This is a genomic window from Pseudoduganella plicata (genome assembly GCF_004421005.1).
Lineage (GTDB): Bacteria > Pseudomonadota > Gammaproteobacteria > Burkholderiales > Burkholderiaceae_D > Rugamonas > Rugamonas plicata.
The window spans coordinates 309,352-321,478 of record NZ_CP038026.1; the positions used below are offsets into that span (position 1 = coordinate 309,352).

Consider the following 12,127-nt stretch of genomic DNA (forward strand, 5'->3'; position numbering starts at 1 on the left):
GCCTGCCCTCAGCTTTTACTCAAGCGCCTGATGCGGCGCCGCCCGTCCAGGCAGCGGCGCCAGCGCCTTGGCCTTTTCCAGGTCGATCCCGGCCGCCTCGGCCACGCGCCGGCCGTAGTCCTCGTCGCAATGCCAGAAGTGCCAGACCATGCGCAGCGCAATCTGTTCGGGGCACTGGCGCATGTCGTCGCCCAGGTTGCTGATCAGTTCATCGCGTTCCCACGGCTCGAACGTGCGGTAACGGTCGCCGGCCTGGCGGTAATCGTCCAGCGTGCGCGATGTCTGGTAGCGCCCCAGGCGTCCTTCCACCCATTGCTCGTATTCCTTGGCCGGCCGCGGCGCCTCGCGCAGGCCGCCAAGGCCGCTCGGCTCGTAGTTGATATGCTTGTTGGCGCCCCCGTCGTCGACGTGGTACGTCATCTGGCCGTCGCGCTGATTGGTGTGGGCCCGGGCAGCCTCCTGCGGCGCGTTGATCGGCAGCTGCAGGTAGTTCGGGCCCACGCGGTACCGCTGCGTGTCCGAGTACGACAGCGTGCGCCCCTGCAGCATCTTGTCGTCCGAGAAGTCGATGCCGTCCACCAGCACGCCCGTGCCGAAGGCCGACTGCTCCGTCTCGGCAAAGAAATTGTCAGGATTCCTGTTCAGCACCATGCGGCCGACGGGCAGCAGCGGGAAGCGGTCTTCGGGCCAGCGCTTGGTATCGTCCAGCGGATCGAAATCGAGCTCGGGATGGTCGTCGTCGCTCATGATCTGCACGCAGAATTCCCATTCCGGATAGTCGCCCCGTTCGATGGCGTCGTACAGGTCCTTGGTCGCATGCCCGACGTCCCTGGCCTGGATCTCGGCAGCCTGCGCCGCCGTCAGGTTGCGCACGCCCTGTTTCGGTTGCCAGTGGAACTTGACCAGGTGGGCCACGCCCTCGTCGTTCACGAGTTTGTACGTATTCACGCCCGAACCTTCCATCTCGCGGTAGTTGGCGGGAATGCCCCACGGGCTCTTGACCCAGGTGACCATGTGCAGCGCTTCCGGCGACTGCGAGACGAAATCGTAGAAGCGCCACGGCTCCTGGCGGTTCGTCACCGGGTCCGGCTTGAAGGCGTGGATCATGTCGGGGAACTTGACGGCGTCACGGATGAAGAAGACTTTCAGGTTGTTGCCCACCAGGTCCCAGTTGCCGTCCACGGTCTTCAGTTTGACGGCGAAGCCGCGCGGGTCGCGCGCCGTTTCCGGGGAATCCTTGGCGCCGATGACGGTGGAAAAGCGCACGAACACGGGCGTCTGCACGCCCGTTTCATTGAGCACGCGGGCGCGCGTGTACTTGCTGGCCGGATCGATGCCGATCTTGCCGTAGGCTTCGAAATAGCCATGCGCGCCGGCGCCGCGCGCATGCACGACGCGTTCCGGTATGCGCTCGCGGTCGAAGTGCGAGATCTTTTCGATGAAGTGGTAATTCTCCAGCGTGGCCGGGCCACGCTCGCCCACGGAGCGCAGCGACTGGTTGTCCCGGACGGGGTGGCCCTGGCGGGTCGTCAGGATCGGGCGTGCCGTGTCGTCGTTGTCCGGTCGTTCATTCTGCTGTTGCGGCTTGTCGCTCATATTGCGGTCCTCTCGGAATTCGATGTCGGGAGTGCGCCGCGGGCGCGGCGCGCGTCGGACGATTCTACCGTCGGCACGGACAAGGCGGCGTCCGCGAGGACATCCGGCGCCACGCGGCCCGTTACAAAAAGACCCGCCGTGGTGACAATTTGATGAAAGATTTGTGCGTGCCGGTCACATAGAATTCGTGCTTCCTTGTTATTGTTTTGATATGGAGCAAACCATGCGTCTGACGTTGACCCGTACCGCCATCGCGGCGGCGCTGCTGTGCACCTCCCTGGCCCACGCGGCCGTCCCCACCATCGAGACCACTGCCTTCACGCTGCAGGGCCGGCCCGGCGAGGACTATGCCGGCGCCAGTCTGATCTCCGAAACGGCGGGAACCGTGCGCATCGCATTGACCGGGATGGCCGCGGAGCTGGGCGCGCACGGCGTCGACTCGGGCGGCCAGCCCAACGCGATCGGCTACGCGACGTGGGCCAACAGCTACGATATCGCCGTCAACGCCGGCTACCGCGTGACCGGCATCACGTTGCAGGCCACGCTGAACGGCGCGCTGGCGGAAGGGCAGGGCGACACGCCCGGCCTGGCCGAGAACTTCCTGCGCATGAGCTTTGCCGTCGGCCCGGCCACGTACGGTCCCGCATACGTACAGAACTTCACGGGCTACACGGAACTTGCGGTGGATGGCGACAACCTGTCGCTGACGGACCCGTTCGCGCTGCGCCTGGACGCCTACGTCAACAACTACGCCGAGAGCGCGCTGTACTACGATCCCGTCAGCGGCAACATCTACTGGAACGGCTCCAGCGCCGATATCGGCCTGGGCGACGTGACGCTGACCTTCAACGTGGCCGCCGTGCCCGAGCCGGGGACGTGGGCCATGCTGGCTGCAGGCCTGGGCGCACTGGCGCTGACGGCTCGGCGCCGCCGACCCGCCTGACGTCACGGGGGCGTTCTGCTAAGCTTGCGGTTCATGCAACTTCCCGACGGGCGCAAGTGAATCGTAAGCTCATCATCGGAGCGCTGGCGGGTGCCGGCGTTCTCGCGGCAGGGACCGCGCTGCTGGCCACCTGGCGCGCGGCGCCTGCCGACACCGCCACGGCCACCGCCACGGCCGTGCTGACCCCGCGGCAGGACCATACCCAACGGTTCTGGACCGCAAGGGTGACGCCGCTGGCGGGCACCGGCGGCGCCGGCTTTGCGGACGGGCCCGCGCTTGCCGCCCGCTTCAGCGATCCGTTCGGCGTGGCCGTCGATCCGCGCGGCACCGTCTACATCGCCGACGGCGGCGAGAACAACCGCATCCGCCGCATCGCCCCGGACGGCACTGTCACCACCCTTGCCGGCAGTACGGAAGGCTTGCGCGATGGCCGCGGCGCGGCGGCGGCATTTCATACGCCGTCCGCGCTGGCGCGCGACCACCTGGGCAACCTCTACGTGGCCGACACCGGCAACCATGCCGTTCGCCGCATCGCGCCGGACGGCACGGTGACGACGGTGGCCGGCAACGGCCAGCCGGGCGACGCCGACGGCAAGGGCGCCGCGGCCCGCTTCAATGGCCCGGTCGGCGTGGCGGTGGACGATGCCGGTGTCGTCTACGTTGCCGACTCGTACAACGACCGCATCCGCCGCATCGCGCCCGATGGCACCGTCACCACCGTGGCGGGCGGGGCGCGGCCCGGCGACGCCGATGGCGTCGGCGCCGCCGCGCGCTTCGACACGCCGTGCGGCATTGCCGTCACGCGCGATGGCACGCTGTTCGTGGCCGATACGGGCAACGAGGCGATACGCCGCATCGGCACCGACGGCACCGTCACGACGGTGGCCGTGCCGCCCGAGGGCGAACGCCGGCCGGCGCTGCGCAGGCCCGTGGCGGTTGCCGCCACCCGCGACGGCTGGCTGTACATCGCGTCGGCCAACGGCCGCATCCTGCAACTGGCACCGGACGGCGAATACCGTCCGCTGGGCGATGCCGACCAGAAGATCGAGCCGGGCTACGGCAGCGACGGCAGCGTGCAGCTGTACGCCCCGCGCGGCCTGGCAGTGCAGGCCGACGGCAGCGTCATCGCGGCCGAGGGGCTGGGATTGCGCGTGGTGCGGCTGACGGCAGCGGGTGGCAAGCCGGCCGCTGCGACCGTGACCGCCGCCAGTGCCGCCGTCGTGACCGCGCCGGCACCGAAGCCGCAGCGGATGCCGTGGCCCGTGTTGCCGCAGGACGCGCCGCACGAGGTGGTGGGGCTGATGGGCGAAGTGCGCGGCAATTTCGATGGCGAGAGCCGCGACCATTTCCATATGGGGCTGGACGTGCGGGCCGACGTTGGCGACGCCGTGGTCGCCATCGCGCCGGCCAAGATTGCGGACCCCTACGCCAACTGGGGGTATGGCACGCTGTCCGAAGGCATGGCCGTGGGCACGCTGTCGTATATCCACATGAAGGTGGGGCGCGACCGGCGCGATGCGCCGCTGGGCGGTCGCTTTCGCGTGCTGCTGAACGAACGGGGCAAGCCGGAGCGTGTGCGGGTGCCGCGCGGCACCCGCTTCGCCGTCGGCGACCGCCTCGGCACGATCAACGCGATGGCGCACGTGCACCTGGATTACTACCCCGGCGGCAGCGTCGAGAATCCGCTCGGCCTGCCGTTCGTCGGCCTGCGCGACACCGTGGCGCCGCGCATCCAGAGCGTCGTGCTGCTGGCCGACGGCGGCAAGCGGCTGCCGGGGCAGCGGGGCGAGCCGAGGAAGAAAAAAGGAAAGAAGGAGAAAGAGGTAAAAGAGGCTACGCCGACGGGCGCCGTCAGGGTGCCGCGCAGCCTGGGCAAGGTGGACATCGTCGTCGATGCCTACGACCAGATGGATGGCAACCTGGCACGCCGCCGCCTCGGCCTGTATCGGCTGGGCTACCAGTTGCTGCGTGAGGATGGCAGCGCCGTTCCCGGCTACGAGCGGCCGCGCATCACGCAGACGTACGACCGCATGCCGCGCAACCAGGAGGCCGTCAAGGTCGTCTATGCGCCCAGCAGCGGCATCACGGTCTACGGCAGTGCCGCCACCCGTTTTGCCTACGCGCTGCACAACACGCTGGCGAACGGCCGCGTCACGCCCGGCGCCTGGGACGTGTCGTCCATCGCGCCGGGCCGTTACACCCTGCGCATTTTCGCGGCCGACTATGCCGGCAACGTGGCGACGGAGGGGCGCGACCTGGCGATCGCGGTGGAGTGACGCGTTGAACTGAACCTCAGCGCACGAACGTCGTGCGCTTGCCCAGCACACCGCGCTCGGCCGGGTCGCCATACACGGTGATCCGGCCGGATCCGTTGGTCTGCGTCTGCACGCGGTTGGAGACGGCGATGTCGATGCTGCCGGAGCCGTTCGTGGCCAGATCGGCGCGCTCGCTGCGCAGGCCGGCCAGGTGTGCGTCGCCGGAACCGTGCACCGACACGTCCGCGGCACGCACGTCGCCCCGTGCCGTCAGCTCGCCCGAGCCGTACACGCCGGCGCGCAGTTCGTCGCCGCGCACCGCCCCCAGGCTGATGCGGCCGGACCCGTTCATCGTCACGCGCGTGCTGCCCGCTTCCAGCGCGTCGGCCAGCAGGCTGCCTGAGCCGCTGTTGACGGCGTCAAGGCGCGCGACGCGGCCGCGCAGTTCGATCCGGCCGGAGCCGCGCTGCACGACATGGAACGTGTCGTTCGCCAGGCCGCCCACGTAGGTACTGGCATAGCCGGATGTTTCCAGCTTCTCCAGCCGCGGCAAGGTGTAACGGATCCTTACGGGCTGCGTGGCCACCGCCTCGCTGTCGCTCCAGATGCGCAGCGCACCTGCGCGCACATCCGTGTGCAGGTGCGGCAGCAGGTTGGCGTCCCCTTCCACCGTCAGGCCGGGCGTGCCGCCCACCTGCACGTCCACCTGCATGTCGAGCCGGCGGCGGCCTTCCACTTCCAGCGCGGTGAGTCCCGTCACGGGGCGCGTTTCGATGGCGATGCGGCCGTCGCCCTTGATGGCCGTGCTGTCGGACGACCAGGAGCCGCCGGGAACGACGATGACGCAGCCCGTCAGCAGCGTCGCGCTGCCGATGGCGGCGGCGCACAGCACGCGGGCAAGCGTGTCGGAACAGGAAAGCGTGAAAGCGGTACGCTGGCGCATGGAGATCCCCTTGTCGTTATTGGATGCGTCCATGGTAGCGGGGAAGGTGCCCGGCGGATGCAGCGGCGCGACGGACGGCCGGATTCGCGGGACGGACGGCGTCTGCGGGGAATGAAGCGCGTTGTGGTCAACGGCCGGAGGTCAGCCCGGCACCGCGTCGTCCGGTCCCGGCACGAGCAGCAGCAGCTTGCCCTCCAGCGCCTCGAACTGCAGCGGCGTCGTCAGATGGAGCACTTCGCCATCGACCGCCGCCTTCAGCCGGCGCCGCCCGTACAGCGGCGTGCGTACCGTCATGCGGCGGAAGCCGAAGGCCACCAGGTCGTCCGTGTCCGCGAGCTTGCCCAGCGCCCCGCGCAGCATCAGCAGCAGCATGCGCAGCTTGCCCACGGGCTTGGGCGCCAGGGCGGACAGTTCGCCGTCGGCCACGTCCGGCGTGACGCCTGTCAGTCCCACCTGCTCCATCTGCAGGCGGTTGTTGCCGACGAAAAGCGTCGAGGTGCGCAGGTGCAGCGATTTGCCTTCCGCCTCCAGCGACAGCCGCAGGCGCCGGTGCGGCAGTACCAGCGTCTTCAGCGCGGACAGGGCGGCCACGAAACGGCTGCGGCCATACTGCTGCTTGTCGTGCTCGCGTTCCTCCAGCAGTTTCGGATACAGGCCGATGCTGGCATTGACCAGGAAGATGCGGCCATTGACGGTACCGATCTGCACGGGGCGGATCGACGCGCGCAGCAGCGCGTGCACGGCATCGGTCAGGTGCTGCGGGATGCCGTGCGTGCGGCCGAAGTAGTTGAACGTCCCCTGTGGCAGGGCGCCGAACGGACAGCCATGCTCGACGGCCTGACGCGCCACGGCGTTGATGGTGCCGTCGCCGCCTGCCGCCACCACGATGCCGCCTTCGTCGCGCGCGCGCGCCGCCAGGGCGCGGGCCTGCTCGTCGATGCCTTCCGGGTCCTCGAGCAGCTCCAGGTGAAAGCGCCGGCCGGCCGCTTGCAGCACGTCCTCGATGGCTGCGCGCCGCTCGTCCGTTTCGGCCGCGCCGGAGCCGGCGTTGAGCAGGATGAAGAGCGGTGCATCGGAAGCGGGCGTCGGTGCGGATGTGGTGGCTGGCATGATAGCAATTTAATAAGTAGGCATGCACTGTACCACTGCCGGGGCCGATGGGGCGCGACGGTTGGATACGGGGTGAAAATGGCCAGCCCTGGGCTGGACCGTCTCTATGACAACTCGCTGGCGCGCCACGCGCTGGGCTGGCAGCCGCGCCACGATTTCCACAGCGTGACCGTGCGCCTGGCCCAGCTGCCCGAGGATGCCGACATCCGCGGCCCGCCGGCCCGGATCATCGGCAGCAAGGGCTGTCACGACGCCGCCGTCGGCCGCTATCCGTTCGTCTGATACATCGGTTGAGATTCATTCGTGCGGACGCGTTCACACGGCCGGAAACTGGGGTAGAATCGTTTGGAACGATCGTGCTTTTTCAAGGCGACGCAACCATGGAGACGATATGGACCTGAACTATTGCGCCGAGGACGTGGCGTTCCGCGACACCGTGCGAGCCTTCCTCGATGCGAACCTGCCCCCGAACTGCAGGACAAGGTGCGCCGCCACCTGCGCCTGTCGAAGGACGACTTCGTGCGCTGGCACAAGATCGTCGCCGCCCAGGGCTGGGCCGCGCCGGCCTGGCCTGTCGAATACGGCGGGCCAGGCTGGAACGCCACGCAGCGCCATATCTGGGAAGAGGAGTGCGCCCGCGCCGGCACGCCGCCGATCCTGCCGTTCGGCGTGAATATGGTCGCTCCCGTCATCATGGCGTTCGGAAGCGACGCGCAGAAGGCCCATCACCTGCCGCGCATCCTGAACTGCGACGACTGGTGGTGCCAGGGCTATTCGGAGCCTGGCGCCGGTTCCGATCTGGCGTCGCTGAAGACGACGGCGGTACGCGAAGGCAACCATTACATCGTCAACGGCCAGAAGACGTGGACCACGCTGGCCCAGCATGCCGACATGATCTTCTGCCTGGTGCGCACGGACAGTACGGTGCGCAAGCAGGAAGGCATCTCGTTCCTGCTGATCGACATGAAGACGCCCGGCATCACGGTACGGCCCATCGTCATGCTGGACGAGGACCACGAGGTCAATGAGGTCTTCTTCGACAATGTGCGCGTGCCCGTCGATAACCTGATCGGCAAGGAAAACAAGGGCTGGACGTATGCCAAGTACCTGCTGGGTCACGAGCGCACCGGCATCGCCGCCGTGGGCCGCTCCAAGCGCGAACTGGGTTTCCTGAAGGCGCTGGCGCTGCGCCAGCAGAAGGGCGGGCGGCCGCTGTTGCAGGACCCCCTGTTTGCCGCGAAGGTGGCGAACGTGGAAATCGAACTGATGGCGCTGGAGGTGACGGTGCTGCGCACCATCGCGCAGGAACACCAGGGCCCCGGCCCGCAGGCTTCGGTGCTGAAGGTCAAGGGCACGGAAATCCAGCAGGCGCTGACGGAACTGATGATCGAGGCGGCCGGTCCTGGCGCGTTGCCGTTCGACCCGGCCTATCTGGACGGCGAGACGGAACACGCCGCGGGCGGCGACGACGATGCCGCGCCGCTGGCGGCCTATTACTTCAACTACCGCAAGACATCGATCTACGGCGGTTCCAACGAAATCCAGAAGAACATCATCACCCAGATGATCCTGGGCCTGTAAGGAGTCAGCATGGACTTTGCATACAAGGAAGAGCAGCAGCAGTTCGCGGACGCGCTGCGCCGCTGGATCGAGCGCGACTACAGTTTCGAGACGCGCCGCCGCATCGTGCACTCCGATGCGGGCACGTCGCCCGATGCATGGGCGACGCTCGTCGACCTGGGCATGACGGCCCTGCCGGTGCCGGAAGCGCAGGGCGGCTTTGACGGCACGGCCGTCGACATGCTGGTCGTGATGCAGGAGCTGGGCCGCGGCCTCGTGGTGGAACCTTACTTCGCCACCGTGCTCGGTGCGCGTTTCCTGCGCCTCGCCGGCGGCCAGGAGGACATGCTGGCGCGGGTGGCGACGGGCGAACTGAAACTGGCATGCGCTCTGACGGAACACGATTCGCGCCATGATCTGGCGGCCATCGGGGCCGTCGGCACGGGCGGCGCGGACAACGCGGCTGTCAGCGGTGTCAAGACGGTCGTGCTGCATGGCGGGCAGGCCGATGCTTTCATCGTCTCGGCCCGCGCGGGCGAGGGCATGGGTAACGGCGTTGCCCTGTACGTCGTCGATGCCGATACGTCCGGTGTCGTCGTGCGCGACTACCGCACCATCGACGGCCTGCGGGCGGCCACCGTCACGTTCGATCACGCGCCCGCCACGCCGCTGGGCGCGCCGGGGCAGGGCTGGGCGATCCTGGAGGCGGCGACCGACTATGGCGCCGCGCTGCTGTGCGCCGAGGCCATCGGCGTGATGGACGCGCTGTTTGCGGCCACGCTGGACTACCTGAAGACGCGCCAGCAGTTCGGCGCGCCGATCGGCAAGTTCCAGGCGCTGCAGCATCGCATGGCCGACATGTTCATCCACCTGGAGCAGGCCCGTTCGATGGCGATGCTGGCGGCCGCGAAGGTGGACTCAGGCGATGCCGAGGAGCGCCGCCGCGTCGTTTCCGCCGCCAAGGCGCGTGTCGGCCAGGCGGCGAAGTTCGTCGGCCAGCAGGCCGTGCAACTGCACGGCGGCATGGGCGTGACGGACGAGCTGCCGGCCGCCCACCTGTTCAAGCGCCTGACCACCATCGGCCTGACGCTGGGCGACGTGGACCACCACCTCGAGCGCTTTATCGCCCAGCCGGGCTTTGCCGAGGCAGCATGACGGCGCCGCGCCTGCTGGACACGCCCGAGGCCCTGCAAGGGGCCGTGGGCCAGGAGGTGGCGGTATCGCGCTGGTTCGACATCGACCAGCGTCGCATCGCAGCGTTTGCCGACGTCACGGACGATCATCAATGGATCCATCTCGACGCCGAGCGGGCAAGAACGGAGTCGCCCTACGGCGGCACGGTAGCGCACGGCTTCCTCACCCTGTCGCTGCTGCCGGCAATGCTGGCCAGCTGCGTGTCGCTGGGGGAAGCGCGGCTGACGGTCAACTATGGCGTCAACAAGGTGCGCTTCCCGGCCGCCGTGCCGTCGGGAAGCCGCCTCCGCGGCCGCTTCGGCATCGCCGCCGTCGAGCCGCTGGCCGATTGCGTGCAGGTCGTGTGGCACGTGACGATGGAGAGCGAAGATAACGAAGGGCGCGGCAAGCCCGTCTGCGTGGCAGAGTTCGTGATGCGGCGCTACTGACGCGGCGCGCGGGCGTGGGTACAATGCGGCGATGCACAATCCAAACGCCTATCCACCCGACCAGATCGAAGCCGTCTATCGCGCCATCCGCGAGCGCCGCGACGTGCGCCACTTCGTGCCCGGTCCGATCGGGCAGGACCAGCTGGCCCGTTTCATCGCCGCAGCCCACAATGGTCCTTCGGTGGGCCTGATGCAGCCGTGGCGCTTCCTGCGCATCACCGATCCCGCGCTGCGCCGCGCGATCCACGCCGAGGTGGATGCGGAGCGCCTGCGCACGGCCGCCGCGCTGGGCGAGCGTTCCGGTGAATTCATGCGCCTGAAGGTGGAAGGCATCCTGACCTGCGGCGAAGTGCTCGTCGTCGGTCTGATCGACCGGCGCGAGGACTATGTCTTTGGCCGGCGCACGATGCCGGAAATGGACCTGGCGTCGGCCGCGTGCGCGATCCAGAACTTCTGGCTGGCAGCGCGGGCGGAAGGCATCGGCGTGGGCTGGGTGTCGCTGTTCGAGCCGGAGCGGCTGCGCGAGCTGTGCGCGATGCCCCCGGGAAGCCAGCCGATCGCCGTGCTGTGCGTCGGCCATGTGGCCGAGTTCTATCCGGCGCCGATGCTGGAGATGGAGGGGTGGGATGCGCGGCACGCGCTGGCCGACATCGTGTTCGAGAACCGGTGGGGCGGGTAGTCCGAAGGTCCCTGACCTGGCAGGTGCCCGCGCCAAAGCTTGCAAATGCATGCGAGCGCACCTATACTGCGCCGGTAGTTTAGCTTCCGGTATCCGCACACCCTCGTGTCCGGATTTAATTGGGAAGTCGGTGCGCCGTCCTGCCAGGGCGGCAATGCCGACGCTGCCCCCGCAACGGTAAGCGAGTCGAAGGTGCCGCAATCGGCCACTATGCTGTCATGCATGGGAAGGCGCGGCGCCAGGCGGTCATGCCGACGCCACTCGCGAGTCCGGAAACCAGCCCGAAGCAGTACAGCGCGTTTGTATTGCGGAGGGCGATACGGATGAGGAACTGCATCGGCCGCATGAATCCTTGCCCCGCCGGCGTCCAGCGTCTCTTCCGCACCATCCTCCCCAGTCCAGGCAAAACCAAGGTAACACCGACCTGCATCCGGAGGCTCCCATGTCCGCACCAAACGTCCCTACGTCCCATATCGGCACCGCGCCGCGTACGCTCAAGGATACGCTGCTGCCCGCGCTCGCGGCCGCCGGCCTAGGCATCGTGCTGTTGTTCGGCGCCGGCTTTGCGCCGATGGAAGCACTGCACAACGCGGCGCACGACAGCCGCCACTCGGCGGGCTTCCCGTGCCACTGAGCCCTGCGCTGCCAACGCGGCGCCCCGGCATCTTCAGCCGCATCGTCGCCACAGGGGCCGCCGCCGGCATCGTGGCCGGGCTGCTGCTGACGGGCGTGCAGCATCTGCAGGTGACGGAAATCATCCGCACCGCGGAGACGTACGAGGTCGCGGCCGAAGCGAAGCCCGTCGCCGCGCACACGCACACGCACACGCACGAGCAGGCGCACGAGCACGAGCACGCGCACGAAGATGCGCACAAAGATGGGCACAAAGATGGGCACAAGCACGGCGGCTGGCAGCCGGAGCCCGGCTTCGAGCGTACCGCGTTCACGGCGCTGGCCGATGTCAGCATGGCGGTCGGCTACGCGCTGCTCCTGTCGGCCGTGCTGACCTTGCGCGGCAAGGACAGCAACTGGCGCCAGGGGCTGCTCTGGGGTGCGGCCGGCTACGCCGTCTTCTTTATCGCACCATCGCTGGGGCTGCCGCCGGAACTGCCCGGCACGCAGGCGGCGCCCGTGGTGGCGCGGCAGGCGTGGTGGCTGTGCGCCGCCGGTGGCATGGCTGCGGCGCTGGCGCTGCTGGTGTGGGGCCGTCACTGGTCGCTGAAGGTGCTTGCCGTCGTGCTGCTGGCCGTGCCGCACCTGGTCGGTGCGCCGCAACCCGCCGTCCATGGCGGTGTCGCGCCGCCCGAGCTGGCGCGCGCATTTATCGTCGCCTCCGCGCTGGCCAATGCAGCCTTCTGGCTGGCGCTGGGCGCGTTGACGGGTCACTTCCACCATCGCTTCAACGGCGCTCGCTGACCG

Annotated in this window: 11 protein-coding genes, 1 pseudogene and 1 riboswitch; of the genes and pseudogenes, 9 read left to right on the forward strand and 3 right to left on the reverse strand. The window is 68.5% G+C overall.

All coding sequences use genetic code 11. The features are described from left to right. Positions 1-15 precede the first annotated feature (15 nt). The gene (locus E1742_RS01265; protein ID WP_134383014.1) at positions 16-1,596 is read right to left on the reverse strand and encodes a catalase; all 1,581 of its coding nucleotides are present in this window, start codon (positions 1,594-1,596) and stop codon (positions 16-18) included. Between the two features lie 223 nt (positions 1,597-1,819). Between E1742_RS01265 and E1742_RS01270 the strand changes: the two genes are divergently transcribed. Together E1742_RS01270 and E1742_RS01275 are read left to right on the forward strand one after the other, a co-directional pair. Then, positions 1,820-2,539 (forward strand): PEP-CTERM sorting domain-containing protein, encoded by a 720-nt coding sequence (locus E1742_RS01270; protein WP_229466413.1) that lies wholly within the window; start codon positions 1,820-1,822, stop codon positions 2,537-2,539. Positions 2,540-2,595: 56 nt separating this feature from the next. Then, complete coding sequence (locus E1742_RS01275; protein WP_134383016.1) at positions 2,596-4,815, forward strand: NHL repeat-containing protein; 2,220 nt, start codon at positions 2,596-2,598, stop codon at positions 4,813-4,815. A 16-nt stretch (positions 4,816-4,831) separates the two neighbouring features. Here the strand turns inward: E1742_RS01275 and E1742_RS01280 are convergent, their stop codons facing one another. Beyond that, positions 4,832-5,770, reverse strand: a complete 939-nt coding sequence (locus E1742_RS01280) for a GIN domain-containing protein (RefSeq protein WP_134383018.1) — start codon at positions 5,768-5,770, stop codon at positions 4,832-4,834. A 108-nt stretch (positions 5,771-5,878) separates the two neighbouring features. Then, positions 5,879-6,847: a diacylglycerol/lipid kinase family protein gene (locus E1742_RS01285; protein WP_134383020.1), complete on the reverse strand. Its 969-nt coding sequence runs from the start codon at positions 6,845-6,847 to the stop codon at positions 5,879-5,881. Positions 6,848-6,919: 72 nt separating this feature from the next. Here E1742_RS01285 and E1742_RS01290 point away from each other — a divergent pair, with 72 nt between their 5' ends. The 7 genes and pseudogenes from E1742_RS01290 (at position 6,920) to E1742_RS01320 (ending at position 12,124) form a co-directional block, all read left to right on the forward strand. Then, entirely contained in the window at positions 6,920-7,129 is a 210-nt protein-coding gene (locus tag E1742_RS01290) for a hypothetical protein (protein ID WP_134383022.1), read from the forward strand. A 109-nt stretch (positions 7,130-7,238) separates the two neighbouring features. After that, positions 7,239-8,428, forward strand: a pseudogene (locus E1742_RS01295) (acyl-CoA dehydrogenase family protein). A 9-nt stretch (positions 8,429-8,437) separates the two neighbouring features. Further along, positions 8,438-9,562 (forward strand): acyl-CoA dehydrogenase family protein, encoded by a 1,125-nt coding sequence (locus E1742_RS01300; protein ID WP_134383024.1) that lies wholly within the window; start codon positions 8,438-8,440, stop codon positions 9,560-9,562. Beyond that, positions 9,559-10,029, forward strand: coding sequence for a MaoC family dehydratase (locus E1742_RS01305; RefSeq protein WP_134383026.1), 471 nt, complete (start codon positions 9,559-9,561; stop codon positions 10,027-10,029). Before E1742_RS01300 ends, E1742_RS01305 begins: the two co-directional genes overlap by 4 nt. 31 nt (positions 10,030-10,060) lie before the next feature. Further along, positions 10,061-10,708 (forward strand): 5,6-dimethylbenzimidazole synthase, encoded by a 648-nt coding sequence (gene bluB, locus E1742_RS01310; protein WP_134383028.1) that lies wholly within the window; start codon positions 10,061-10,063, stop codon positions 10,706-10,708. Between the two features lie 70 nt (positions 10,709-10,778). Beyond that, positions 10,779-11,007: riboswitch (cobalamin riboswitch) on the forward strand. A gap of 143 nt (positions 11,008-11,150) precedes the next feature. Then, positions 11,151-11,342 (forward strand): CbtB domain-containing protein, encoded by a 192-nt coding sequence (locus E1742_RS01315; protein ID WP_134383030.1) that lies wholly within the window; start codon positions 11,151-11,153, stop codon positions 11,340-11,342. Next, positions 11,333-12,124, forward strand: coding sequence for a CbtA family protein (locus E1742_RS01320; protein WP_371860192.1), 792 nt, complete (start codon positions 11,333-11,335; stop codon positions 12,122-12,124). Before E1742_RS01315 ends, E1742_RS01320 begins: the two co-directional genes overlap by 10 nt. Positions 12,125-12,127: the final 3 nt, after the last annotated feature.

What these genes read in the sequence shown, in the direction of transcription:
- E1742_RS01265 (WP_134383014.1), bottom strand. Translation starts at nt 1,596, where the DNA reads ATGAGCGACAAGCCGCAACAGCAGAATGAACGACCGGACAACGACGAC.
- E1742_RS01270 (WP_229466413.1), top strand. Translation starts at nt 1,820, where the DNA reads ATGCGTCTGACGTTGACCCGTACCGCCATCGCGGCGGCGCTGCTGTGC.
- E1742_RS01280 (WP_134383018.1), bottom strand. Translation starts at nt 5,770, where the DNA reads ATGGACGCATCCAATAACGACAAGGGGATCTCCATGCGCCAGCGTACC.
- E1742_RS01285 (WP_134383020.1), bottom strand. Translation starts at nt 6,847, where the DNA reads ATGCCAGCCACCACATCCGCACCGACGCCCGCTTCCGATGCACCGCTC.
- E1742_RS01300 (WP_134383024.1), top strand. Translation starts at nt 8,438, where the DNA reads ATGGACTTTGCATACAAGGAAGAGCAGCAGCAGTTCGCGGACGCGCTG.
- E1742_RS01305 (WP_134383026.1), top strand. Translation starts at nt 9,559, where the DNA reads ATGACGGCGCCGCGCCTGCTGGACACGCCCGAGGCCCTGCAAGGGGCC.
- bluB (WP_134383028.1), top strand. Translation starts at nt 10,061, where the DNA reads ATGCACAATCCAAACGCCTATCCACCCGACCAGATCGAAGCCGTCTAT.
- E1742_RS01315 (WP_134383030.1), top strand. Translation starts at nt 11,151, where the DNA reads ATGTCCGCACCAAACGTCCCTACGTCCCATATCGGCACCGCGCCGCGT.